Source organism: Streptomyces syringium (assembly GCF_017876625.1).
In the GTDB taxonomy this organism is placed as follows: Bacteria; Actinomycetota; Actinomycetes; order Streptomycetales; family Streptomycetaceae; genus Streptomyces; species Streptomyces syringius.
The window spans coordinates 5734519-5758015 of the sequence record NZ_JAGIOH010000001.1; the positions used below are offsets into that span (position 1 = coordinate 5734519).

The 23497-nt window shown below is 70.1% G+C and carries 24 protein-coding genes; 16 read left to right on the top strand and 8 right to left on the bottom strand.

Going from position 1 to position 23497, the window contains the following annotated elements:
• Nucleotides 1–231: 231 nt before the first annotated feature.
• Nucleotides 232–1395, top strand: a complete 1164-nt coding sequence (locus tag JO379_RS25590; protein WP_209517122.1) for a hypothetical protein — start codon at nucleotides 232–234, stop codon at nucleotides 1393–1395.
• On the opposite strand, the gene JO379_RS25595 is transcribed toward JO379_RS25590, so the two are convergent.
• Both JO379_RS25595 and JO379_RS25600 read right to left on the bottom strand, forming a co-directional pair.
• A complete protein-coding gene (locus JO379_RS25595) occupies nucleotides 1384–2706 on the bottom strand; it encodes a D-arabinono-1,4-lactone oxidase (RefSeq protein ID WP_209517123.1) in 1323 nt (440 codons plus the stop codon). The two genes, JO379_RS25590 and JO379_RS25595, sit on opposite strands and share 12 nt — an antisense overlap.
• Entirely contained in the window at nucleotides 2663–3937 is a 1275-nt protein-coding gene (locus tag JO379_RS25600) for an MFS transporter (protein WP_130881785.1), read from the bottom strand. The genes JO379_RS25595 and JO379_RS25600 overlap by 44 nt, the downstream gene beginning before the upstream one ends.
• 152 nt (nucleotides 3938–4089) lie before the next feature.
• Here JO379_RS25600 and JO379_RS25605 point away from each other — a divergent pair, with 152 nt between their 5' ends.
• Both JO379_RS25605 and JO379_RS25610 read left to right on the top strand, forming a co-directional pair.
• Nucleotides 4090–5226 (top strand): ferrochelatase, encoded by a 1137-nt coding sequence (locus JO379_RS25605; RefSeq protein WP_209517126.1) that lies wholly within the window; start codon nucleotides 4090–4092, stop codon nucleotides 5224–5226.
• Nucleotides 5227–5398: 172 nt separating this feature from the next.
• Entirely contained in the window at nucleotides 5399–6211 is an 813-nt protein-coding gene (locus JO379_RS25610) for an inositol monophosphatase family protein (RefSeq protein WP_372449107.1), read from the top strand.
• Between the two features lie 306 nt (nucleotides 6212–6517).
• Here JO379_RS25610 and JO379_RS25615 read toward each other — a convergent pair whose 3' ends face one another.
• Nucleotides 6518–6685: a hypothetical protein gene (locus tag JO379_RS25615; RefSeq protein WP_165451696.1), complete on the bottom strand. Its 168-nt coding sequence runs from the start codon at nucleotides 6683–6685 to the stop codon at nucleotides 6518–6520.
• 307 nt (nucleotides 6686–6992) lie between these two features.
• Here JO379_RS25615 and JO379_RS25620 point away from each other — a divergent pair, with 307 nt between their 5' ends.
• The 4 genes from JO379_RS25620 to JO379_RS25635 all read left to right on the top strand — a co-directional run bounded on the left by JO379_RS25620 (nucleotide 6993) and on the right by JO379_RS25635 (nucleotide 10472).
• Nucleotides 6993–7646, top strand: a complete 654-nt coding sequence (locus JO379_RS25620; protein WP_130881783.1) for a response regulator transcription factor — start codon at nucleotides 6993–6995, stop codon at nucleotides 7644–7646.
• A 6-nt stretch (nucleotides 7647–7652) separates the two neighbouring features.
• On the top strand, nucleotides 7653–8915 hold the full coding sequence (locus JO379_RS25625; protein ID WP_130881782.1) for a sensor histidine kinase: 1263 nt from the start codon (nucleotides 7653–7655) through the stop codon (nucleotides 8913–8915).
• Between the two features lie 397 nt (nucleotides 8916–9312).
• Nucleotides 9313–9609, top strand: a complete 297-nt coding sequence (locus JO379_RS25630) for a DUF4193 domain-containing protein (protein WP_130881781.1) — start codon at nucleotides 9313–9315, stop codon at nucleotides 9607–9609.
• A 14-nt stretch (nucleotides 9610–9623) separates the two neighbouring features.
• On the top strand, nucleotides 9624–10472 hold the full coding sequence (locus JO379_RS25635; RefSeq protein WP_209517128.1) for a hypothetical protein: 849 nt from the start codon (nucleotides 9624–9626) through the stop codon (nucleotides 10470–10472).
• Nucleotides 10473–10569: 97 nt separating this feature from the next.
• Here JO379_RS25635 and JO379_RS25640 read toward each other — a convergent pair whose 3' ends face one another.
• Nucleotides 10570–11013 (bottom strand): DUF3093 domain-containing protein, encoded by a 444-nt coding sequence (locus JO379_RS25640; RefSeq protein WP_130881780.1) that lies wholly within the window; start codon nucleotides 11011–11013, stop codon nucleotides 10570–10572.
• 59 nt (nucleotides 11014–11072) lie between these two features.
• On the opposite strand from JO379_RS25640, the gene JO379_RS25645 reads away from it, so the two are divergent.
• The 7 genes from JO379_RS25645 to kdpC all read left to right on the top strand — a co-directional run bounded on the left by JO379_RS25645 (nucleotide 11073) and on the right by kdpC (nucleotide 17818).
• A complete protein-coding gene (locus JO379_RS25645; RefSeq protein ID WP_209517130.1) occupies nucleotides 11073–11657 on the top strand; it encodes a PaaI family thioesterase in 585 nt (194 codons plus the stop codon).
• On the top strand, nucleotides 11657–12154 hold the full coding sequence (gene dut / locus JO379_RS25650; RefSeq protein ID WP_130881778.1) for a dUTP diphosphatase: 498 nt from the start codon (nucleotides 11657–11659) through the stop codon (nucleotides 12152–12154). The genes JO379_RS25645 and dut overlap by 1 nt, the downstream gene beginning before the upstream one ends.
• Before the next feature lies 1 nt (nucleotide 12155).
• Complete coding sequence (locus JO379_RS25655) at nucleotides 12156–12935, top strand: DUF3710 domain-containing protein (RefSeq protein ID WP_130881777.1); 780 nt, start codon at nucleotides 12156–12158, stop codon at nucleotides 12933–12935.
• A gap of 303 nt (nucleotides 12936–13238) precedes the next feature.
• Complete coding sequence (gene kdpF / locus JO379_RS25660; RefSeq protein ID WP_130881776.1) at nucleotides 13239–13328, top strand: K(+)-transporting ATPase subunit F; 90 nt, start codon at nucleotides 13239–13241, stop codon at nucleotides 13326–13328.
• Between the two features lie 32 nt (nucleotides 13329–13360).
• A complete protein-coding gene (gene kdpA, locus JO379_RS25665) occupies nucleotides 13361–15052 on the top strand; it encodes a potassium-transporting ATPase subunit KdpA (protein WP_209518862.1) in 1692 nt (563 codons plus the stop codon).
• On the top strand, nucleotides 15049–17166 hold the full coding sequence (kdpB, locus tag JO379_RS25670; protein ID WP_209517132.1) for a potassium-transporting ATPase subunit KdpB: 2118 nt from the start codon (nucleotides 15049–15051) through the stop codon (nucleotides 17164–17166). Before kdpA ends, kdpB begins: the two co-directional genes overlap by 4 nt.
• Nucleotides 17167–17170: 4 nt before the next feature.
• On the top strand, nucleotides 17171–17818 hold the full coding sequence (gene kdpC, locus JO379_RS25675) for a K(+)-transporting ATPase subunit C (protein ID WP_130881774.1): 648 nt from the start codon (nucleotides 17171–17173) through the stop codon (nucleotides 17816–17818).
• 141 nt (nucleotides 17819–17959) lie between these two features.
• Here kdpC and JO379_RS25680 read toward each other — a convergent pair whose 3' ends face one another.
• Nucleotides 17960–18373 carry an arsenate reductase ArsC gene (locus tag JO379_RS25680; protein ID WP_130881773.1) on the bottom strand — a complete coding sequence of 138 codons (414 nt, stop codon included), beginning with the start codon at nucleotides 18371–18373 and terminating at the stop codon, nucleotides 17960–17962.
• 98 nt (nucleotides 18374–18471) lie between these two features.
• On the bottom strand, nucleotides 18472–20217 hold the full coding sequence (ltrA, locus tag JO379_RS25685) for a group II intron reverse transcriptase/maturase (protein WP_307842134.1): 1746 nt from the start codon (nucleotides 20215–20217) through the stop codon (nucleotides 18472–18474).
• Between the two features lie 761 nt (nucleotides 20218–20978).
• Here ltrA and JO379_RS25690 point away from each other — a divergent pair.
• The gene (locus JO379_RS25690; RefSeq protein WP_130881772.1) at nucleotides 20979–21287 is read left to right on the top strand and encodes an ArsR/SmtB family transcription factor; all 309 of its coding nucleotides are present in this window, start codon (nucleotides 20979–20981) and stop codon (nucleotides 21285–21287) included.
• Nucleotides 21284–22384: an ACR3 family arsenite efflux transporter gene (gene arsB / locus JO379_RS25695; RefSeq protein WP_209517134.1), complete on the top strand. Its 1101-nt coding sequence runs from the start codon at nucleotides 21284–21286 to the stop codon at nucleotides 22382–22384. The genes JO379_RS25690 and arsB overlap by 4 nt, the downstream gene beginning before the upstream one ends.
• Nucleotides 22385–22463: 79 nt before the next feature.
• On the opposite strand, the gene JO379_RS25700 is transcribed toward arsB, so the two are convergent.
• Nucleotides 22464–22973 (bottom strand): ArsI/CadI family heavy metal resistance metalloenzyme, encoded by a 510-nt coding sequence (locus tag JO379_RS25700; protein ID WP_209517135.1) that lies wholly within the window; start codon nucleotides 22971–22973, stop codon nucleotides 22464–22466.
• A 140-nt stretch (nucleotides 22974–23113) separates the two neighbouring features.
• Nucleotides 23114–23476 (bottom strand): ArsR/SmtB family transcription factor, encoded by a 363-nt coding sequence (locus tag JO379_RS25705; RefSeq protein ID WP_130881769.1) that lies wholly within the window; start codon nucleotides 23474–23476, stop codon nucleotides 23114–23116.
• Between the last annotated feature and the right edge of the window lie 21 nt (nucleotides 23477–23497).

The window sequence follows — 23497 nt, forward strand, 5'->3', positions numbered from 1 at the left end:
CGGGATAACTGGGGCCAGGGCTCGCCACAGTACTCCATTCGGGCCACTGGGGGTGGATCGGCGCGCCATCGAAGTTCACCCCCGGCAAGGGAGTTGAGTGCGCCCCTTCGTGTGTACGGCTGTCCCTTAGGTGGCGAGGTTCACACAATCGCCCGAATCGGAACTGTTCGTTACGCTCGGAAGTCTGTCCTGTCTGTCAGAAGGAATGAAAGGGCTACACAGAGGCTGGAGATGGACGACAAAGGCGAAAGCGAGGCAAAACCGAAGAACAAGCGTCTGGAGCTGAGCGTCGCGCAGGTAGCCGGCAGCGCCCTCGCGGCGTGCGTCGCCGCGCTGCTCGCGGGCAAGCTCGGTGTATACGGGACGATTATCGGTGCCGGTGTCGTCAGCGTGGTCGCCACCACCGGTGGCACGATCTTCCAGCACTTGTTCAAGCGAACCGGCGAGAAAATCACCGAGGCGACGGTCCAGGCGGCGAAGCCGAAGCTGCGCCAGGTCCCCCTGCGGGACGCGGACCGGGCCGTCAGGAATGCGGCCGACCGAGCGGACGGCGAAGGGCGAAACGGCAGGTCCGGGGGCGACGCGGACGCGACGACCGTCATGCCGGCGGCCGGCGGGGGCCGGCCCGGGACGCCGGATCCGGACCGCACGCGGCTGCTCCGGCAGGTCGAGGCGACCCAGATGCTGCCGGAGATCGACGCGACGCAGGCCCTGTACCAAGCGGGCCCCTCGGCGGAAGCCGGGGCGTACGCGGGGGCGCACTCCGGCGCGGGCTCCGAACCGCACAACGATCAGCATGGCGACACGCGCAACGGCTCCGACAGCGGCTCGCTGACGGGCGCTTTCAACGACACGTTCAGTGACGGCACGACCCACGGCACCCGGCTGCGCGGCTGGAAGCGTCCGCTGCTGGCCGCCGGTGCCGTCTTCGTCCTGGCCATGGGCACGGTGACCGCCGTCGAGCTGGTCCAGGGCTCCAGTGCGGACGGCGGCGGCGGGACCACGGTTGGCCAGATCTTCCAACCGCAGAAGTCGGAGAAGAAGCACGACCGGGCGCCCTCCCACACGCCCGGCCCCGGCCACTCGCAGGGCGGCGGCCAGGAGAGCGGCACCGACGGATCGTCCCCGTCCCCCGACCCCTCCCGGCAGGGCGGCGGCACGGACCACTCGACGCCGGACCCGCGGACCTCGCCGTCCTCCGGCGGCGGTGCGCCGACCCCGAAGCCGACCCCGCCCAGCGAGCCCAGCGGGACGCCGGACAGCGGCAAGGGCGACGACGGCAAGGGCGACACCACCAATGGCGGCGCGGGCACCGGCGGCGGTCAGCCGTCGCAGTCGCCGCAGCCGCCCCAGGGCCAGCAGAACGCCGCGGCCGGCACGGGCTCAGGCTCCTAGGACCCGCCGCAGGTAGTCGTTGCCGAAGACGCGCTGCGGGTCCAGCCGGTCCCGCAGCGCGCCGAACTCCGCGAACCGCGGATAGGCCCCGGCCAGATACGCGGCGTCACGGCTGTGCAGCTTTCCCCAGTGCGGCCGTCCGCCGTGGGCCGTCATGATCTGCTCGGCGGCGGTGAAGTAGGCCCGGTGCGGAGTGCCCCGGTACATGTGCACGGCCAGATAGGCGGTGTCCCGCCCGTAGGCGGTGGACAGCGGCACGTCGTCGGCCGGGGCGGTCCGCACCTCCACCGGGAAGCCGATCCGCAGCCCCGTGCGCTCGATCATCGCCCGTAACTCCCGCAGCGCCGCCACGGCGGCCTCGCGCGGCAGCGCGTACTCCATCTCCAGGAAGCGGACCCGGCGCGGGCTGGTGAAGACCTTGTAGGCGACATCGGTGTACGTACGGGCGGAGAGGGCCCGGCCGGCGACCTTGGCGATGCCGGGGACGGCGGCGGGGGCGGCCCGGCCCACCGTGCACACGGCCTGGAAGAGGCCGTTGGCCAGGAGCTCGTCCTCGACCCAGCCGGCGAAGCGACCGGGCGGCGCCGCGGGGCCCGCGCTGCGGTTGTTGCGCTTGGTGGTGCAGCTGTCGGTGTGCGGGAACCAATAGAACTCGAAGTGCTCGTTCTCGGCGACCAGCTGATCGAACTCGGCCGTCACCCGGTCGAAGGGCATGGGTTCCTCACGCGCCCTGAGCAGGAACTCCGGCTCCACCGCGAAGGTGATCGCGGTGATCACGCCCAGGGCGCCGAGCCCCAGCCGGGCCGCGGCGAAGACGTCCGGGTTCTCGCGCGCGGAGCAGGTCAGCCGTGAGCCGTCGGCCGTCACCAGCTCCAGGCCGGTGATCTGGGCGGCCAGCGAGGCCGAGTCGCGGCCGGTGCCGTGGGTGCCGGTGCTGACCGCCCCGGAGACCGTCTGCTCCATGATGTCGCCCATGTTGGCCAGCGACAGGCCGTGCGCGGACAGCGTCTCGTTCAGCCGCCTGAGGGGTGTGCCCGCGGCGACCGTCACGGTTCCCGCGGTGCGGTCGACCGCCTGGACGCCGGTGAGCCGCTCGGGGCGGATCAGCAGCCCGTCCGTGGCCGCGGCGGCCGTGAAGGAGTGACCGGTGCCGACCATTTTCACCCGCAGGCCCTCGGCGGCCGCCTCGGCGACCAGGGCGGCCAGCTCCTCGGCCGAGGCCGGGGCCGCGGTCCGTTCCGGCCGGACGGTGACGTTCCCCGCCCAGTTACGCCACGCGCTGCTGCTCGTTCCCGTCGTCCGCTCCGTCATCCGCGACAGACCCTCCCCTTGCCTGCGGGATGGGTGCCCCCACCCGCTGCGGCGCCGGCCGGAGCCGGCGGTACCCGAGGAACGCGACCGCCGCCGCGAGCACCCCCGACACGCCGGCCACCGTGTACCCCGCCCCGGCGCCCGCGGCGTCGACCACCCAGCCGGCGGCCGACGACCCGAGCGCCACCCCGACCGCGAGCCCGGTGCTCGTCCAGGTCATGCCCTCGGTCAGCTTCGCGCGCGGTACATGCTGTTCGACGAGGGCCATCGTGGTGACCATCGTCGGCGCGATGGACAGGCCCGCGACAAAGAGCGCCACGGCCAAGAACGGCAGGTTCCCGACCAGTTGGAGGGGGATCATACTCACGGCCATCGCACACACGCCCAGCAGCCAGCGGCGGGCCGGGTCGCCCTTCAGATGCAGCAGGCCGAAGACCACGCCCGCCAGGCAGGAGCCCAGCGCGTACACCGCGAGCACCAGGCTCGCCGCGGCCTTGTGGCCCTCCTCCTCGGCGAACGCCACCGTCACCACGTCCACCGCGCCGAAGATGGCGCCCGTGGCGACGAAGGTCGCCACCAGCACCTGGAGCCCCCGCGAGCGCAGCGCGGAACCGTCGCCGTGATGGTCGCGGGGGTGCGGCGCGGGCTCGGTGGCGCGCAGCGAGGTCAGCCAGAAGACCCCGACGGCCAGGAAGCAGCCGGCCAGCAGCGGGCCCGCCTCCGGGAACCACGCCGTGGACAGACCGATCGACAGGATCGGCCCGAAGACGAAGCACGCCTCGTCGACGACGGACTCGAAGGAGTACGCGGTGTGCAGCTCCCGCGGCGAGCCCCGGTAGATCGCCGCCCACCGGGCCCGCACCATCGAGCCCACGCTCGGCACGCAGCCGCCGCAGGCCGAGAAGAGGAACAGCGTCCAGTCCGGCCACTCCTGCTGCGCGCTGATCAGCAGCCCCGCGACCGCGGCGAGCGCCACCAGCGTCGCCGGGCGCAGCACCCGGCGCTGCCCGTGCCGGTCGACGAGCCGGGATATCTGCGGGCCGAGCACGGCGGCCGACAGCGCGAGCGTCGCCGAGAGCGCGCCCGCCAGCCCGTAGCGGCCGGTGAGCTGGGAGACCATCGTGACGATGCCGATGCCCATCATCGACAGCGGCATCCGGCCGAAGAAGCCGGCGGTGGAGAAGCCCTTGGCGCCGGGGGCGGCGAATATCGCGCGGTAGGGACTGGGCAAGGGTGACTCCGCGAGAGATGACGGCCAGGGGGCGACGGGGGAGGGGCGCGCTGGGCGTAAGGGATGTAAGTGGCCGATACAGCTTACGCCGTACAACAGTGCGACGCACGGCCATTTCCTGCCTGTCAGTCCCGGGTGGCAGGATCGGACGCATGTCGGATCAGAGCCCTGCTGCCCAGTGTTCCCCTTACGACGCCCTGTTGCTGCTGTCCTTCGGCGGACCCGAGGGCCCGGAGGACGTCGTGCCGTTCCTGGAGAACGTGACCCGTGGCCGGGGCATCCCCCGCGAGCGGCTCAAGGAGGTCGGGCAGCACTATTTCCTCTTCGACGGCGTCAGCCCGATCAACGCCCAGAACCGTGAGCTGCTCGACGCGCTGCGCAAGGACTTCGCCGACCACGGCCTGGACCTGCCGGTCTACTGGGGCAACCGCAACTGGGCGCCGTATCTGACCGACACCCTGCGCCGGCTGACCGAGGACGGCCACCGCCGCGTCCTGACGCTGGCCACCAGCGCGTACGCCTCCTACTCCGGCTGCCGGCAGTACCGCGAGAACCTCGCGGACGCCCTCGCCGCCCTGGAGGCCGAGGGCCTGACGCCGCCGCGCGTCGACAAACTGCGCCACTACTTCAACCACCCCGGCTTCGTCCGCCCCATGGTCGACGCGACGCTGGCGGCGCTCGCCGAGCTGCCCGAGGGCGTCCGGGAGCGGGCGCACCTGGCCTTCACCACGCACTCCATCCCGACCGTCGCCGCCGACACCTCCGGACCGGTGGCCGGGCACGGCGACGGCGGCGCGTACGTCGCCCAGCACCTCGACGTCGCCCGCCTGATCGCCGAGGCGGTGACCGAGGAGACCGGCGTCGGCCACCCCTGGCAGCTCGTCTACCAGTCCCGCAGCGGCGCCCCGCACATCCCCTGGCTCGAGCCCGACATCTGCGACCACCTGGAGAGCGCGCACGGCGCCGGTGTCCCCGGCGTCGTGATGATCCCGATCGGCTTCGTCTCGGACCACATGGAGGTCAAGTACGACCTCGACACCGAAGCCGCCGCCAAGGCCGCCGAGCTCGGGCTGCCGGTCGCCCGCGCCGCCACCGTGGGCGCCGACCCGCGCTTCGCCGCCGCCGTCCGCGACCTGGTGCTGGAGCGCGCGGCCACCGAGCGCGGCCGCTCGCCGGAGCGCTGCGCGTTGGGCGCCCTCGGCCCGAGCCACGACCTGTGCCCCGTCGGCTGCTGCCCGGCCCGCGCCCCGCGCCCCGCCGCGGCGGGTGCCGACAGCCCCCACGCCTAGGGCCTGTCCGGCGGATCTTCGTGGGCGCGAGTGCGACCACCGGTACGAGGGCTGGGAGGTGCTCCCGGCGCCGCTCGCTGATCCATGAAGATCCGCCGACGGGTCCTGGCCGTCATCAGCAGTCCCGTCCGCGCAGGTCCCGCACACAGCGGAAAACGCACCGAGGAGCACCGTGAACGACGTGTCCGACGCCCCCCTGAAGGCCGAACTCCTGGCCGTGGCCCTGGAGGCCGCAGAGCGCGCCGCCGCTCTGCTGCGCGACGGCCGCCCGGCCGATCTCGGGGTGGCCGCGACCAAGACCAGCTCCATCGACGTCGTCACGGAGATGGACATCGCCTCCGAGAAGCTGATCACCGGCTTCCTCGCCGACCGGCGCCCGTACGACGGGGTGCTGGGCGAGGAGGGCGCCAGCAGCGAGGGCACCAGCGGGGTGCGCTGGGTCATCGACCCGCTCGACGGCACGGTCAACTATCTGTACGGCCTGCCCTCGTGGGCCGTGTCCATCGCCGCCGAGATCGACGGCGAGGCGGCCGTCGGCGTCGTCGCCGCCCCGATGCGCGGCGAGACGTACCGGGCGGTGCTCGGCGAGGGGGCCTTCGCCGGCGACCGCCGGCTGCGGGTGCGCCCCGCGCCGGCCCGCGACCAGGCACTGATCGGCACCGGCTTCGGCTACCTCACGGCCCGCCGGGCCGCCCAGGCGGAGGTGCTGCGGTCCCTCCTGCCGGAGGTCCGCGACATCCGGCGCGGGGGATCGGCGGCGATCGACCTGTGCGACGTGGCCTGCGGCCGGCTGGACGGGTACTACGAGCGCGGGCTCAACCCCTGGGACTACGCGGCGGGAGCCCTCATCGCCCGCGAGGCGGGCGCGCTGACGGGCGGCCGCCCCGGCGACCCGGCCTCCACGGAACTGACGGTGGCGGCCCCCCAGGGCCTCTTCGAGCCCCTCCAGGCCCGCCTGGAAGAGCTGGGCGCCTGGCACGACTAGCCCTCCGGGCGCGGCCAAGGCCACTGGGGCCGACGGGCCCCCGGGCCTTGGCCGAACGCGCTCCCGGCCTGAGCGTCCCCTCGGCGGGGACCGTCAGCATGGCGGCCCGGACGGGCTCCGATGCCGCTGAGGCGTGAGGGCCCGGGTCGGTGAGCCCGAAGCCCACGGCGCGCCTGGTGAGCCGCTCCCACGCAGCACGCCCCCCGGCCCCCGCCGGGAAAGCGGAACCCCGGACCGGACACGGCAAGCGCCCCGCCGCCATACGTGGCAGCGGGGCGCTCGGCCGTGCAGATCAGCCCGAAGGGCTCACGCGGCGGTGACCTCGACGCCGTGCTCGGCGGCCAGGCGGTGCAGGTCGTCCAGCTCGGCCTGCTCGACCTCGGCGAGGAACTCGTCGCCGGTCCGGCGGGCCTGGTCGAGGTCGGTCCGGGTGTTCTCTATGCGCTGCAGGATGCCAGCGGTGAACGCGTCCATGGTGCGGCGCCCTCTCGTCGTGGGTCGATGGCACGGGGGTGTGCCGACGGCGAAACGATCACGTGCGGTGTTCCCTGCGGGTGGCGGCCGGTCGTGACGTGGCGCCACAAAGCGTGATCGCGGGTGTGCAGACGTCTTCCCCACCGCGATCCGAGCGGAAACCTGTGAACTTCAAGGAATCCGGAATCCCCGCCGTTCCGGCCATCCGGACCCCCCTTACGGCCGGTTTATCGACGTTCGAGGCAGGATGGAACACCCGTCAGGGGACTCACACCTGCCCACAGGGCCCAAGGAAAGGAACAGCGCCGTGCGCGTACTCGTCGTCGAGGACGAGCAGCTGCTCGCCGATGCCGTCGCCACCGGACTGCGCCGGGAGGCCATGGCCGTCGACGTCGTGTACGACGGAGCCGCCGCTCTGGAGCGTATCGCCGTCAACGACTACGACGTCATCGTGCTCGACCGGGACCTCCCGCTCGTCCACGGCGACGACGTCTGCCGCAAGGTCGTCGAGCTCGGCATGCCCACCCGCGTCCTGATGCTCACCGCCTCCGGCGACGTCAGCGACCGCGTGGAGGGCCTGGAGATCGGCGCGGACGACTATCTGCCCAAGCCCTTCGCCTTCAGCGAGCTGACCGCGCGCGTACGCGCACTGGGCCGCCGCACCACCGTGGCCCTGCCGCCCGTCCTGGAGCGCGCCGGCATCAAGCTGGACCCCAACCGCCGCGAGGTCTTCCGCGAGGGCCGGGAGGTCCAGCTGGCGCCGAAGGAGTTCGCCGTGCTGGAGGTACTCATGCGCAGCGAGGGCGCGGTGGTCTCGGCCGAGCAGCTCCTGGAGAAGGCCTGGGACGAGAACACCGACCCGTTCACCAACGTCGTCCGGGTCACGGTCATGACGCTCCGCCGCAAGCTCGGCGAGCCCGCCGTCATCGTCACCGTGCCCGGCTCCGGATACCGGATCTGACGCCCTATGCCCACTCCTGCCACCCCCGCACCACCGGCGACCCCTCCCACGCCGCCGAAGCCCACCTGGGACCCCCGTCAGCCGGTCGTCCGGCCGTTCCCCTGGCTCCGCCCCACCATCCGGATAAGGCTCACCCTGCTCTACGGCGGGATGTTCCTGATGGCCGGAGTGCTGCTGCTGACGATCATCTATCTGCTGGCCGCCAACGCGCTGAGCACCGGCAGTGAGCCGCTGATCGAGCTGGTCAACGGCAGCCAGGTGAAGGTCACGGGCGACGCCTGCCCCGGCCTCAAGGCCCCCGGCCTCACCCCCGGCCAGGCCAACGACATCCTCAGCACCTGCATGAGCCACCAGCGCCAAGGGGCCCTGGAAGGCCTCCTGCGCCGTTCCCTGCTCGCTCTCCTCGGTCTCGCCGTCATCGCCTTCGCCTTCGGCTACGCCATGGCCGGCCGGGTTCTCTCGCCGCTCGGCAAGATGACCCGCACCGCCCGTCGCGTCGCGGGGACGGACCTGTCCCGGCGCATCGAACTGGGTGGGCCGGACGACGAGTTGAAGGAGCTCTCGGACACCTTCGACGAGATGCTGGACCGGCTGGAGCGGGCCTTCACCGCGCAGCAGCGGTTCGTGGCCAACGCCTCGCACGAGCTGCGCACCCCGCTGGCGATCAACCGGACGCTGCTGGAGGTCCATCTCTCCGACCCCGGCGCCTCGCCCGAGCTGCAGCAGCTCGGCAAGACCCTGCTCGCCACCAACGAGCGCAGCGAGCAGCTCGTGGAGGGCCTGCTGCTGCTCGCCCGCAGCGACAACGAGATCGTGGACCGCAAGCCCGTGGATCTCGCCGAGGTGGCCTCCCAGGCCCTCGACCAGGCCCGTGCCGAGGCGCAGGGCAAGGGCGTGGAGCTGCGGGGGACCCGGGAGCCCGCCGTCGTGCAGGGCAACGGCGTGCTCCTGGAGCGGATCGCGCTCAACCTCGTGCAGAACGCCGTGCGCTACAACACCCCCGACGGCTGGGTCGAGGTCACCACGCGGTCCCTGCCGGGCCAGGCGCTGCTGGTCGTGGAGAACACCGGGCCGATCGTGCCGGCGTACGAGCTGGACAACATCTTCGAGCCGTTCCGGCGGCTCCGCACCGAGCGCACGGGCAGCGACAAGGGTGTGGGCCTCGGTCTGTCCATCGTGCGCTCGGTGGCCCGGGCGCACGGCGGGCGGATCACGGCCGAACCGAGAGAGGGAGGCGGGTTGATCATGAGGGTTGTCCTGCCGACCTGAGAACTCTGCGAGAATAGGGCGGCCGAAGGTTCGCTTTGGGCGGAATTTTCACGTTCCGGCCATCGCTGTGGGCATGTGTGATCGATCACATGCGCAAACTTCCGGCCATCTACTCTCCGTGATCGATCAGACTGCCGGAACGCCGGAAAAATGGGGGTTTCCGGGGGTCCTGATCACGGGAAGTACAGGTGATGGCGCATCCGCATGCGTCGTCCGGACCGTGTACGGTCCCGTTCGCCATCCATCCCCATCACCTCTTCAGGTGTGCGGTTGGGTGTCGATTGAGTAACAGACCTTGATGTGAGGCAAAATCTCCGCCTCAGGTCGGGCACAAGTCCGGCCTCTCACGCGTTACGTGCGCTGGAGACACCGCAGACACCCAGAGGGGGAGAGCGACATGGCAACGGACTACGACACCCCACGCAAGACCGACGATGACGTCAACGAGGACAGCATCGAGGAACTCAAGTCCCGGCGGAACGACAAGTCCGCGTCGACGGTCGACGTCGACGAGTTCGAGTCCGCCGAGGGCATGGAACTGCCCGGCGCGGACCTTTCCAATGAGGAACTGTCCGTCCGGGTCCTGCCCCGGCAGGCCGACGAGTTCACGTGCATGAGCTGCTTCCTCGTGCACCACCGCAGTCAGCTGGCCCGCGAGAAGGACGGCCAGCCGATCTGCCGCGACTGCGACTGAGGATCGGGTCTGCCATGGCAGGCTCGACCCCGTTCCGGAGGCGACGCTCCCGGCAGCCCGGACTGACCAACGGGCCGGCCGAGGGCGTCGCGCGGCAGGACGCGGCCGCATCGGATGAGTCCGGTGCAGCCGGTGCGGCGGCCGACGCGAGCGTGGAGCGGGGCCGCACGGCCTCGCTCGCGGCCGCGGTCGGCCGTGGGGCCAAGAAGGGCGGCCGGGGGGCGAGGGCGGGACTGACCGCCGTCGCCGAACGGATCATCGCGAACGCCCCGCGCATCCCGGTGCGCGACCTCGCGACCTTGCGCGAGCAGTTCCCGGGCCTCGGCCCGGAGCAGCTCGCCGACAAGCTGGTGGCCGGTGCCGCGAACGGCACGTCCACCGTGGGCGCCGGCGTCGGCGCGGCGGCGATGCTGCCGGTGCCGCCCGCCATGCCCGCCGAGCTGGCGACCGAGATCGTCGGCGTCGCCGCCGTGGAGTTCAAGCTCATCGCCGAGCTCCACGAGGTCTACGGCCTGCGTGCCCCGGGCACCGTGCGCCAGCGGGCGACGGCCTATCTGGCCGCCTGGGCCGAGGAGCGCGGCATCGACGTGACCTCACCCACGACCCTCAACGCCGCCCTCGGCGGCCAGCTGCGGCGCGAGCTGCGCCAGCAGGTCCTCAAGCGCACGTTCCGCAATCTGCCGAACCTCACGCCCTTCATGATCGGCGCTGCCGTCGGCGCGGCGATGAACCGGCGTGACACCAAGAAGCTCGCCCAGAAGGTCCGCAAGGACCTGCGGACCAAGCAGGTGCCCTGGGACGCGCTGCCCGACGCCGGACGGGCCGGCCTGCCGCCTGCCCAGGAGCATCCCGGGGCGGGTTGACCCTCCCGGGCCGTCGAGCCGTCCTTCGTCCGTCAGTCGGGCCCCTGGGGCCCTTCCGGGGCGGTCGTGGAACCGTCCCGGCGGCCCGGCGGGGCCCTCAGGCCCGTACGGCGGTGAGGGCGGCGGCCAGGCGCTCGGGGGAGCGGGTGGAGAGATAGACGTACGGGGTGGGGTCGGCCGGGTCGACGACCTCGATCCGCACCGCGGTGCGGACGTAACCGCGCAGCAGCATGAAGGCGCGGGTGTCGGCCTTGTGGGTCCGCCAGGCGCGGGCCTCCTCCGCGTCCAGCACCTCCGGCACCCCCAGTGCCTCGAGGGGGATCCGGGCGTCGCCCGCGATCAGCGCGCCGCCGACCACCCGGATCCGCGCGGACCCGTAGGAGCTGACCGCGACGGCGGCCAGCGCGCCGCCGCCGACCAGGCCGCACAGCAGCGGCAGCTTGCCCAGCGGCAGCAGGATCAGCGCCATGGCGATCCCGACGAGAACCGCGATGAACCACCAGGAACGGGGCGCGGTCAGGCGTTCTTCGTAAGGCTGCATAAGCCCAAGCTTGGCACGGCCGGGACCGGGTGCCCCCGGCGCGGGTAAGGTCAGCCCCTGTGAGTGGAAGAACGACAGCGCTGACGCCCCCGGACGACGCCGGGCCGCCGGTGCGGCATCCCGATGCCCCCGCGCCCGGAGAGGTCATCGGGTCGCACTACGAGTACTGCTTCGGCTGCGGCCCCGCGGTGCCGCACGGCCTGCACCTCGAGACGCGGGCCGGCGAGGGCGTGCGGGTCACGGCCGAGTTCCGGGTCAAGGAGGCCCACCAGGGCGCGCCCGGTCTCGCGCACGGCGGTGTGCTGGCCACGGCGCTGGACGAGACGCTGGGCGGACTGGGCTGGCTGCTGCGGGTGATCGCGGTGACCGGCCGACTGGAGACGGACTTCGTCCGTCCCGTCCCCGTGGACACCGTGCTGTATCTGGACGCCGAGGTGCTCGCGGTGCACGGTCGCAAGATCTACTGCACGGCCACCGGCCGGATCGGCGGCCCCGAGGGGCCCGTCGCGGTCCGCGCGGACGCGATGTTCGTCGAGGTCAAGATCGACCACTTCATCGAGAACGGCCGCCCGGCCGAGATCAAGGCCGCTCTGGCCGACCCCGACCAGGTGAAGGTCGCGCGAGCTTTCGAGGTGAACCCGTGATGCGCAGTCCCCTTGACGTGTTGATCCGCCGAGTGGATCCGGAGGTGCCGATTCCCGCGTACGGCCACCCCGGCGACGCCGGCTGTGACCTCGTCACCACCGAGGCCGCGGTGCTGGCCCCCGGCGAGCGGATGACGCTCCCGACCGGGGTTTCCATCGCACTGCCGGACGGGTACGCCGCCTTCGTGCACCCGCGTTCGGGGCTCGCTGCCCGGTGCGGGGTCTCCATGGTCAATGCCCCGGGGACCATCGATGCCGGGTACCGTGGAGAGATCAAGGTGATTGTGGTCAATCTGGACCCGCGCGAGAGCGTGCGGTTCGAGCGGTTCGACCGCATCGCCCAATTGGTTGTCCAGCAGGTCGAGAAGGTCCGCTTCCACGAGGTGGCGGAGCTTCCCGGCTCGGCGCGGGCCGAAGGGGGCTTCGGGTCCACCGGTGGCCACGCTGCCGTGGGGAATGGATTCGCTTCGGTCGCCCGCGACCGGGAAGGACAGTGACGTGTTCGGTCGTCGCCGCAAGCAGAGCGAGGACGCCGTCGATCAGGTCGACGGTGTGACCTCCGAGGAGTCGGCTGAGGACTCCCTCGCCGACGAGTCCGCACAGGACACCGCGGCCGAGACCCGGGTCCGGCTGGAGCCGGAGCCGCGCCCCGACGGGCCGTGGGACATCGCGGAGGTCCGGGAGCCCGGCGAGGGCCGGGTGGACCTGGGCGGACTGTTCGTGCCCGGGGTCGAGGGCATGGAGCTGCGGGTCGAGGTCGCCGGTGACGCGATCGTTGCCGCGACCGTGGTGCTGCGCGACAGCGCCGTGCAGCTGCAGGCCTTCGCCGCCCCCAAGCGCGAGGGCATCTGGCACGAGGTACGGGACGAGATCGCGAGCGGCATCACCCAGCAGGGCGGCGTCGTGGACGAGGTCCAGGGGCCGCTCGGCTGGGAGCTGCGGGCCCAGGTGCCGGTGACGCTGCCGGACGGGACCAACGGCGTACAGCTGGTGCGTTTCGTCGGCTGTGACGGACCGCGCTGGTTCCTGCGGGGCGTGATCTCCGGCCAGGGCGCGGTGCAGCCGCAGACCGCCGGGCTGCTGGAGCAGATCTTCCTGGACACCGTCGTCGTCCGCGGGGACTCCCCGATGGCGCCCCGCGATCCCATCGTGCTGAATCTGCCGGACGACGCGCAGATGGTGGCCGAGGGTCTGCAGCAGGAGGAGCCCGAGAGCTCGCGCTTCGCGGGCGGCGTGGACCGCCTCCAGCGTGGCCCGGAAATCTCCGAGATCCGCTGAGAAAACGCTCGTCAAGCGGCTGGATCCAGCCGTTCCGCTGGGCCGCGACCCCTTTCCGGGGTTGCGGCCCAGCGTCGTTTTCGCAGGTCCACGCGGCGCGCGTATGAATCTCGTCAAGGGCGCGCTAATGGCCGTAAGGGAGGCGTCAACGGACCGTTCGCGAGTCGATCGGAGAGGTTTCCTTCAGGGGTCCGTTCATATCCGAACCCTCTAGGAGCACACGATGGCCGACGTGGCCTTCGTCGTCACCACGATCGCGGTCTTCGCGCTGGTGGCTCTCGTCGCCAAGGGGGTGACGAAGCTGTGACCATCGAGAACGTCGTCGGTCTGGTCGTGGCCGTCGCCCTGCTGGGCTACCTGATCCTCGCCCTCGTTTTCCCGGAGAGGTTCTGACCGTGCCTATTGCTGCTACCGCAGCGGGCGATATGAGCCCCGTTCTCTCCGGAGTCCTCCAGCTCACCGCCCTCGTCGCGGCGCTGGCACTGGTCTATCGCCCGCTGGGCGATTACATGGCCCGTGTCTACAGCTCCGAGAAGCATCTGCGCGTCGAAAAGTGGATCTACCGCTCGATCGGCGCCGACCCGCACGCCGAAATGCGCTGGCCCGCCTATCTCCGCGGCGTCCTGGCCTTTTCCTTCGTCGGTGTGCTCTTCCTTTATCTGCTCCAGCGGATCCAGGGCGTCCTGCCGGACTCGGTCTCGCTCGGCTTCACCGCCATCAGCCCGGACCAGGCCTTCAACACCGCCGCCTCGTTCGTCGCCAACACCAACTGGCAGTCGTACTCGGGCGAGCAGGCCATGGGCCACGCCGTGCAGACGCTGGGCCTGGCGGTGCAGAACTTCGTCTCCGCGGCCGTCGGTATCGCCGTCGCCGTCGCGCTCGTCCGGGGCTTCGCCCGCTCCCGCACCGGCGAGCTGGGCAACTTCTGGGCCGACCTGGTGCGCGGCACCGTCCGCATCCTGATCCCGATCTCCGTGATCGGCGCGCTGGTGCTCGTCGCCTGCGGCGCGATCCAGAACTTCGCGGGCATCCACGGGATCGGTCAGCTGACCGGCGGCAGCCAGCAGGTCAACGGCGGAGCCGTGGCCTCGCAGGAGGTCATCAAGGAGCTGGGCACCAACGGCGGCGGCTACTTCAACGCCAACTCCTCCCACCCCTTCGAGAACCCGAACGCCTTCACCAACCTCTTCGAGATCTTCCTGATCCTGGTCATCCCGTTCGCCCTGACCCGGACCTTCGGCAGGCTCGTCGGCAACGTGAAGCAGGGCTACGCGATCCTCGCCACGATGGGGGTCATCTGGCTGGGCTTCACCGCCCTGATGATGTGGACCGAGTTCGCGGGCCACGGCGCCGCGCTCGAAGCGGCCGGCGGCGCGATGGAGGGCAAGGAGCAGCGCTTCGGCATCGGCGCCTCCGCCATCTTCGGGGTCGCCACCACCCTGACCTCGACGGGTGCGGTGGACTCCTTCCACTCCTCCTTCACCGGCTTCGGCGGCGGCATCACGCTGCTCGGCATGATGCTCGGCGAGATCGCGCCCGGCGGCGTCGGCTCCGGCCTCTACGGCATGCTCGTCATGGCGATCATCGCGGTGTTCATCGCCGGCCTGATGGTCGGCCGTACGCCCGAGTACCTCGGCAAGAAGATCGGCACCCGCGAGATCAAGCTCGCCGCGTGCTACATCCTCATCACCCCGACGCTGGTGCTCGGCTTCACCGCCCTGTCCATGGCGCTGTCCGAGCCGCCGGAGTCCATGCTCAACACCGCGGCCAACTCGGTGGACGGCAGCGGGGCGCACGGCTTCTCCGAGGTCCTCTACGCCTTCACCTCCGGCGCCAACAACAACGGCTCCGCCTTCGGCGGCCTCAACGCCAACACACCCTGGTACAACACCACGATCGGCCTCGCCATGCTGCTCGGCCGCTTCCTTCCGATGGTGTTCGTCCTGGCGCTCGCGGGCTCGCTCGCCGAGCAGAAGCCGGTGCCCGAGACCGCGGGCACCCTGCGCACCGAGAAGCCCCTCTTCGCCGGGCTGCTCGTCGGCGCGATCCTCATCATCACCGGCTTGACCTACTTCCCGGCACTGGCCCTTGGCCCGATGGCGGAGGGACTCTCATGAGCACGACCACCCCTGTACGTACCGCCCCCGAGGAGACCGGGGCGAGCACGCCGGGCTCCGAGGAGCACGGACGCGTCTCCGGTGGCCTCTTCGACCCGGCGCAGCTGGTCAAGTCGCTGCCCGACGCGTTCCGCAAGCTCGACCCGCGGGTGATGGTCAAGTCGCCCGTCATGTTCGTGGTCCTCATCGGCTCGGTGGTCACCACCGTGCTCGCGGTCAAGGACCCCGGTGACTGGTTCGGCTGGGCGATCACCGTCTGGCTGTGGCTGACCGTCCTGTTCGCCAACCTCGCCGAGGCCGTCGCCGAGGGCCGCGGCAAGGCCCAGGCCGACACCCTGCGCAAGGCCAAGACCGACACCGTCGCCCGCCGTCTCAGCGGCGGCGTCGAGGAGTCGGTGCCCGGCACCGAGCTGCGCGTGGGCGACCTCGTCGTCTGCGAGGCCGGCGACATCATCCCCGGCGACGGTGACGTGGTCGAGGGCGTCGCGAGCGTCGACGAGTCCGCCATCACGGGCGAGTCGGCCCCGGTCATCCGCGAGTCCGGCGGTGACCGGTCCGCCGTCACCGGCGGCACCAAGGTGCTGTCCGACCGCATCGTCGTGAAGATCATGACGAAGCCCGGCGAGACCTTCATCGACCGGATGATCAATCTGGTCGAGGGCGCCGCCCGGCAGAAGACGCCGAACGAGATCGCGCTCAACATCCTGCTCGCCTCGCTCACCATCGTCTTCCTGCTCGCCGTCGTCACCCTCCAGCCCTTCGCGATTTACGCGGGCGCCGAGCAGTCGATGATCGTGCTCGCCGCCCTGGTGGTCTGTCTGATCCCGACGACCATCGGCGCGCTGCTGTCCGCGATCGGCATCGCGGGCATGGACCGGCTCGTCCAGCGCAATGTGCTGGCGATGTCCGGGCGCGCGGTCGAGGCGGCCGGTGACATCTCCACGCTGCTGCTCGACAAGACCGGCACCATCACCTACGGCAACCGCCAGGCCGCCGAGTTCGTCCCGGTCAAGGGCACCACGGCCGCCGAGGTGGCCGATTCCGCCCAGCTCTCCTCGCTCGCCGACGAGACGCCGGAAGGCCGCTCGATCGTCGTCCTCGCCAAGGAGAAGTACGGCCTGCGCGAGCGGCACGAGGGCGAGCTCGTCGGCGCCGAGTGGGTGCCGTTCACCGCCCAGACCCGGATGTCGGGTGTGGACGTCGTCCAGGACGGCGTGGCGCGGAAGGTCCGCAAGGGTGCGACCGGTTCTGTCGTCGCCTGGGTCGAGGAGCGCGGCGGCCGGGTCGCCGAGGACACCCGAAAGCTCACCGAGGAGATCTCCCAGGCGGGCGGCACGCCGCTGCTCGTCGCGATCGAGGACGACAGGAGCGCCCGCGTCCTGGGCGTCATCCACCTCAAGGACGTCGTCAAGGAGGGCATGCGGGAGCGGTTCGACGAGCTGCGCCGCATGGGCATCAAGACCGTCATGATCACGGGTGACAACCCGCTGACGGCCAAGGCCATCGCCGAAGAGGCGGGCGTGGACGACTTCCTCGCCGAGGCCACCCCCGAGGACAAGATGGCCCTCATCAAGCGCGAGCAGGCCGGCGGCAAGCTCGTCGCGATGACGGGCGACGGCACCAACGACGCCCCGGCGCTGGCCCAGGCCGATGTGGGCGTGGCCATGAACACCGGTACCTCGGCCGCCAAGGAGGCCGGGAACATGGTGGACCTGGACTCCAACCCGACCAAGCTCATCGAGATCGTCGAGATCGGCAAGCAGCTCCTGATCACCCGCGGGGCGCTCACCACCTTCTCGATCGCCAACGACGTCGCGAAGTACTTCGCGATCATCCCGGCGATGTTCGCGGTGGTCCACCCGGGCCTGGACAAGCTCAACATCATGGGTCTGGCCTCGCCCGAGTCCGCGATCCTCTCGGCGGTCGTCTTCAACGCGCTGGTCATCGTGGCGCTGGTGCCGCTCGCCCTCAAGGGCGTGCGCTACCGGCCGATGAGCGCGGACAGCATGCTCCGCCGCAACCTCACCGTCTACGGGCTGGGCGGGCTGATCGCGCCCTTCATCGGCATCAAGATCATCGACCTGCTCATCTCCCTCATCCCTGGCATCGGGTGACGTCATGAACAACTCCGTAAGCAGTACGTTCCGCGTGATGGGGGCGGGGCTGCGGGCCCTGCTCGTCCTCACGCTGGTCTGCGGCGTGATCTACCCGCTGGTCGTCACCGGTGTGGCCCAGGCCGTCTTCCACGACAAGGCCAACGGCTCCGAGGTGACGGTGGACGGCAGGTCCGTCGGCTCCGAGCGGCTCGGCCAGCGCTACGACCTCGACAAGAAGGACAAGGACGGAAACCCGCTGCCCGACCCGAAGTTCTTCCAGCCGCGCGCCTCGGCGGCCGGCGCCAACACCGAGAACACCCAGTACAAGATCCTGGTGTCCGGTGCCTCCAACCTCGCCGCCGACAGCAAGGTCCTGCTGACCGGCGTCGAGCAGCGCCGCGCGGACGTCGCCGCCTTCAACGGCGTCTCCCCGTCGTCGGTCCCCGTGGACGCCCTCACCGCCTCCGCCTCCGGCCTAGACCCGGACATCTCCCCGGAGTACGCCCGCCTCCAGGCCGAGCGCGTCGCCAAGGCCAACGGCCTGTCGGCGGCCGCGGTCCGCAAGCTCGTGGAGGACCACACGGACGGCCGGATCCTGGGCTTCATGGGCAACGAGCGCGTCAACGTACTCAAGCTCAACATCGCCCTGCGGAAGCTCGCCGCCTCGTAGGACGGCGGGAAAGATCTCGGTGCCCGGCTCCTCGTCACGCAGAGCGATCTGCTGACGGGGAGCCGGGCGTTGTTGTGTCCTTTCGGGTCGTGGCCGATCGCGACGACCATGCCCGTCGCGGTGAGCTGGGGGTCTCGCCGGTCACGGCGTCTTCCCCGGGGCGATCTCGGCGATCAGGCCCTCGATCAGGACCTTGATCCGGTCACGGATCGGGCGGACGGCCTCCACGCCCTGACCGGCCGGGTCCTCGAGCTTCCAGTCCAGGTACCTCTTGCCGGCGAAGACCGGGCAGACGTCACCGCAGCCCATGGTGATGCACACATCCGATGCCTGGACGGCGTCGACGGTGAGGATCTTGGGGGTCTGGGAGGTGATGTCGATGCCGACCTCGCGCATGGCCTCGACGACGGCGGGGTTGACGCTGTCGGCCGGGGCGGACCCCGCGGAGCGGACCTCGACGCGGTCGCCCGCCAGATGGGTCAGCCAGGCGGCGGCCATCTGGGAGCGGCCGGCGTTGTGAACACAGACGAAGAGAACGGAGGGCTTCTCGGACAGTCGGGTAGGACCGGCCGGTTGCCCGGACCGGTCCCCCCTCAGAACCGGACGTGCGCCTCTCGACGCATCCGGCTCAAGCGGGCCATCGGCGTGCTCAGTCATGGCTGTTTCTCCAGTTTCCGGGGCTGGTGGTCACTGGCGTGGTGTCGCCGGTGACATTCCGCGTGGATGAGTTCAAGGTTCTTCTTGTCGTCCGAGCCGCCCTGGTGCCGGTGGACGACGTGGTGGACGTGTGTCCCCCGCGTCGCTGCCGTGAACCAGAGCACCCATTCGCGGGTGCTCTGGGGTTCGTAGCTGTCACCGGCGACCAGGTCGTGACCACAGCGGGGGCATAGGCCCCTCTGTCGCACCGCCAGGAGGACGCGGTTCTTTCCGTCCGCCTGCGGGTGCGGGCGACTTCGTCGCCTGGCCGCCCAATACGTGGTCAGGGTCGGGTCGTCCTTCGACGCCGGGCCCTTGACGGACACGTGCCTGACAATCTTGGTCTCGGCGAACTGGTGGAGTCTGTCACCGGTGTCCCGGTCGCCGAATATCCACCGGTTCTGACTGCCCGGACGGAAGGTCCCCCAATACCGGGCGGCGATCCATCGGCCGCCCTTTTTGCGGTGCCTTCGCTTAGCCCATCGCCACAACAGTTCCCACATGTAGTGATCGAGCTTTCCGAACGTTTCCTTGGAGACGACGGCGCGATAGTAAGTTGACCATCCCCGGATGATCGGGTTCAACCGGTGGATTACCGCCGCCACCGGAGCGCCCGCCATCTGCCGGACGTTCTTCTTCATCTCGCGTTTGCATCGGCTCACGGCGTCCGGGCTCGGCTTGATGATCATCTTGTCGTTGAACCGGCGGACGTTGAAGCCGAGGAAATCGAAGCCCTCTCTGAGGTGGACCACCTTGGTTTTCTCCTCATTGAAGGCCAGTCCCCTGGGCCTGAACCATTCCTCCAACCGCGACTTGACGTCCTCCGCCTCGCCCTCCGTGGCGCACAGCGCCACGAAATCGTCGGCGTACCTCACCAGGACCGGAGCCACACGCCCCGCATTGGACTGCGGATTCGCCACGGCTCCTGCCGCCTCACCCATCCCGTGCAGGGCGATGTTGAGAAGGAGCGGGCTGATGACTCCCCCCTGCGGAGTTCCTTCCTCCGTTGGGGCGAACCTTCCGCCCTCCATAACCCCCGCCTTGAGCCATCGCAGGACCATGCCCCTTCCGGGAAAGCCCCCGATCGCCCTCATCAGGTGTCTATGGTCGATCCGGTCGAAGGCCGCTGACAGATCCGCATCGAGGACCCACAGCCTCCGCGCAGACTTATGTGCGGAGACGTTGAAGATCGCTTGGATGGCATCGTGGCAGCTCCGCCCGGGGCGGAAGCCGTAGCTCCGCGCCTCGAAGCGGGCTTCCCATTCAGGTTCCAGTGCGTTTTTCGCTCTGGCCTGGTGGACCCGGTCCCTGATCGTGGGGATTCCGAGTGGCCGCTTCTTCCCGTTCGCCTTCGGGATGTATACGCGTCTGACCGGCTTGGTCTTGAGCCCGGACTCGGAGGCGATCTCCGCGACCAGTTTCGCCCTGCCCTGATGGGTCAGGGCGCGCTCGCCGTCAACGCCGGCCGTTGCCTTCCCCGTGCTGCGCTGGGTCACCCTGCGCACGCTAGAGAGCGTGTTCGAGTGGGAGCGCAGCATGAGCTTCTGAAGGTTCCGGACCCGTTTGAGGTCCCCTTCCTGGGACGCCTTGAAGATCCTCTGTCGCAGACGCACGACGTTCCGCTCGGTCTCGGGCCAGTTGATCCCGGCCCAGTACCGCTCGAACTCGTCCGAGGTTCCGTTCCCTGGTTCGAGGACGGCCACTCCGTCAGTTTCCAGCGTTTCCACCCCACCCCCAGCATCTAACTTGCACCCCGGTTGGTGCTTCCGGCAGTTCCACTTCTTCGGCCTACCTGTTCCGCGTCAGCTCCCTTTCGGGCCCGGCATCCACCGGTATCCGCCGAGTTATGAACGGCGAAGGAGTCTCCGTGATCCGCTCGTTTCCTCTGGGCTTTCGCCTGGCAGCATTCGCTTCTCGGAACATCCTGTCCCGCAAGGGAGTTGGGCCTCGGTTGCCTTTGGCTTACCGGCCTAGGCCGGACCCTTACGGGGTTTCCACGTTTCACCGCAACAAGATGCGACCGGTGAGGAAGCCCCCTTTGCACCGAGGTCAGCGGTGATCCAACACCAGGCTCTGAAGACCCGATGTCCGCTTCGCGCCTCTCAACGCAGGACCCTTCCGCCGCCGATTGCAGACCATGACGCGACGTGAGATTAACGATGCGTAAATACAGGGGTTCACTCTCGTTCTTCCTTCCGGTCTTCCCCTTGCCTGTGGCTCACGATGGCCCGCGAACCCTTGGGCGTGAATCCCCGTGCTCGACACCCCGCCGTTGCCAGCGACGCGCCCGGGGGCAGGGACCGGCCCTGATCACTGGCCGGAGGTCATACCGACTCCTTTTCTGACCTACTTGTTACGGCGACCTCGTGTCGCACTCAGGGTCTCTCTTGTCTCACTGAGGGGAGGGAAGCGTGGTATCAGCATCCACTGGTGTCAGCCGCCACTGATATGAAAATATCAGCCCATGATGACGTCAGTCGATACTGATCTGATCCGGGTTCTCGCGGACCCGCTCAGGCTGAAGATCGTGACCCTGCTCGCCCACGAGACCCTGTGCACCACGCACCTGGTCGAGGAGACCGGCGCCAAGCAGACCAATCTCTCCAACCACCTGAGGGTGCTGCGGGAGGCCGGGGTCGTGGAGACCGAGCCCTGCGGGCGGTTCACCTATTACAAGCTGAAGCCCGAGGTCATCGCCGCTCTCGCCGGGCAGTTCACCGAGCTGGCCGAGCACGCCCGCGCCGCCGCCGACCGGAAGAGGTCCTGCCCGTGACCCGCACCGAAGCGCCCGCCGCCGTGGAAGAAGCCTCGGTCGTCGCGAAGCTCTCCACCCTCGACCGCTTCCTCGCGGTGTGGATCCTGATCGCCATGGGCCTCGGCCTCGGTCTGGGCCGGCTGATCCCCGGCATGAACGACGCACTCGCGAAGGTCGAGATCGGCGGCATCTCGCTGCCGATCGCGGTCGGCCTGCTGATCATGATGTATCCGGTGCTGGCGAAGGTCCGCTACGACAAGCTCGACGCCGTCACCGGCGACAAGAAGCTGATGGTGTCCTCGCTGGTCGTCAACTGGGTCCTGGGTCCCGCGCTGATGTTCGCGCTGGCGTGGATCTTCCTCCCCGATCTGCCCGAGTACCGCACCGGCCTGATCGTCGTCGGCCTCGCGCGCTGCATCGCCATGGTCATCATCTGGAACGACCTGGCCTGCGGCGACCGCGAAGCCGCCGCCGTCCTGGTCGCCCTGAACTCCGTCTTCCAGGTCATCGCCTTCGGCCTTCTCGGCTGGCTCTACCTCGACCTGCTCCCCGGCTGGCTCGGCCTCGGCAACGGCGAGCATCTCGACATCTCCATGTGGAAGATCGCGCTGAACGTGGTCATCTTCCTCGGCGTCCCGCTGCTGGCCGGCTTCCTCACCCGCCGTATCGGCGAGAGGAAGATGGGCCGCGAAGGCTACGAGCAGCGGTTCCTGCCGAAGATCGGGCCGTGGGCTCTGTACGGGCTGCTGTTCACGATCGTGATCCTCTTCGCCCTCCAGGGGAAGACCATCACCTCCCAGCCCGGCGACGTCGCGCGGATCGCGCTGCCGCTGCTGGCCTACTTCGCGATCATGTGGTTCGGCACCTTCGCCCTCGGCAAGGCCATCGGCCTGGCCTACGACCGCACCGCGACCCTCGCCTTCACGGCGGCGGGCAACAACTTCGAGCTGGCCATCGCCGTCGCCATCGCCACCTTCGGCGTCACCTCCGGCCAGGCCCTCTCCGGCGTCGTCGGCCCGCTCATCGAGGTCCCCGTCCTCGTCGCCCTGGTCTACGTCTCCCTCGCGTGGCGGCGGAAGTTCACCGCACCCGAGCCGGCCGGAGCCGCCGGATGAACCGCCTGGACTGCCCCGACCGGGACCGGAGGGTCCCGGCCTCGGCCCGGATCGGCTGACGGGGACCGCTGGTTGCGGGTCAGGCGGTACAGGCGCAGCCTGCGGCGGCCTTCGCTTCGGCCGGAGCCTGGGCGGGGTCGACGGCCTGCTCGTCGGGGGTGCAGCAGGCGGTGGTTCCGCAGCACGCGTCCGGGGTGCTCTCGGCGCTCTTGGCGAGGGTGTCGGCGTCGGCCTTGACGACGTAGACCTCCCAGGGCTCTCGGCCGGGTCCGTGGACCCAGACCTTGTCCTGGAGGGCGTAACAGCAGGAGGTGTCGTTCTCCTCGAAGGTGGCCAGGCCGGATTCCTTGAGGCGTTCGGTGGCGGCGGTCACCTGGTCCGTGGTGGTGACCTCGACGCCGAGGTGGTCCAGGCGGGTGTCCTGGCCGGGCTCGCCCTCGATGAGGACGAGCTTGAGCGGGGGCTCGGCGATGGCGAAGTTCGCGTAGCCGGGCCGGCGCTTGGCCGGTTCGGTACCGAAGAGATTGGTGTAGAAGGCCACTGACGCCTCGAGGTCGGCGACATTCAGGGCCAGCTGAACACGGGACATGACGATCTCCTCCATCCAGTTGTATCGATCGACTTCAATGCAAGAGTGCGCCTTGAATCGACGGCTGTCAACATAGAGATCTGTCGAATTAGAAACCGCCGAGCCCCGTTACGGAGCGGCACCCGCGCGGATCGGGGCGGTTACGCGGAGCCGCGGTCGAGCGTCCGGGACATGGCCGCGAGCACGGACGGCTCGATGCGGTAGTACACCCACGTCCCGCGCCGCTCGGAGGTCAGGAGGCCGACGTCCTTGAGCTTCTTCAGGTGGTGGGAGACGGTCGGCTGCGAGACGCCCACGTCCTGGATGTCGCAGACGCAGGCTTCGCCCTCCGGGTGGGAGGCGACCTTGGAGAACAGCCGCAGCCGCACCGGATCGCCCAGGGCCTTGAACATCGCGGCCATCTTCACCGCGTCCGCCTCCGACAGCTCCGCCGACGTCAGCGGCGGGCAGCACATCGCCTCCGGCTCCAGGACCGGCAACTCCACCCCACTCGAATTCGACATACGCCTATGTTGACACCTGTC

Coding starts and splice junctions, on each gene's coding strand:
- kdpB (WP_209517132.1), top strand. CDS start 15,049: ATGAGCACGACCACCCCTGTACGTACCGCCCCCGAGGAGACCGGGGCG.
- JO379_RS25625 (WP_130881782.1), top strand. CDS start 7,653: ATGCCCACTCCTGCCACCCCCGCACCACCGGCGACCCCTCCCACGCCG.
- dut (WP_130881778.1), top strand. CDS start 11,657: ATGCGCAGTCCCCTTGACGTGTTGATCCGCCGAGTGGATCCGGAGGTG.
- JO379_RS25635 (WP_209517128.1), top strand. CDS start 9,624: ATGGCAGGCTCGACCCCGTTCCGGAGGCGACGCTCCCGGCAGCCCGGA.
- kdpA (WP_209518862.1), top strand. CDS start 13,361: ATGAGCCCCGTTCTCTCCGGAGTCCTCCAGCTCACCGCCCTCGTCGCG.
- JO379_RS25700 (WP_209517135.1), bottom strand. CDS start 22,973: ATGTCCCGTGTTCAGCTGGCCCTGAATGTCGCCGACCTCGAGGCGTCA.
- JO379_RS25640 (WP_130881780.1), bottom strand. CDS start 11,013: ATGCAGCCTTACGAAGAACGCCTGACCGCGCCCCGTTCCTGGTGGTTC.
- JO379_RS25605 (WP_209517126.1), top strand. CDS start 4,090: ATGTCGGATCAGAGCCCTGCTGCCCAGTGTTCCCCTTACGACGCCCTG.
- JO379_RS25595 (WP_209517123.1), bottom strand. CDS start 2,706: ATGACGGAGCGGACGACGGGAACGAGCAGCAGCGCGTGGCGTAACTGG.
- JO379_RS25615 (WP_165451696.1), bottom strand. CDS start 6,685: ATGGACGCGTTCACCGCTGGCATCCTGCAGCGCATAGAGAACACCCGG.
- JO379_RS25690 (WP_130881772.1), top strand. CDS start 20,979: ATGATGACGTCAGTCGATACTGATCTGATCCGGGTTCTCGCGGACCCG.
- kdpC (WP_130881774.1), top strand. CDS start 17,171: ATGAACAACTCCGTAAGCAGTACGTTCCGCGTGATGGGGGCGGGGCTG.
- JO379_RS25705 (WP_130881769.1), bottom strand. CDS start 23,476: ATGTCGAATTCGAGTGGGGTGGAGTTGCCGGTCCTGGAGCCGGAGGCG.
- JO379_RS25590 (WP_209517122.1), top strand. CDS start 232: ATGGACGACAAAGGCGAAAGCGAGGCAAAACCGAAGAACAAGCGTCTG.
- JO379_RS25630 (WP_130881781.1), top strand. CDS start 9,313: ATGGCAACGGACTACGACACCCCACGCAAGACCGACGATGACGTCAAC.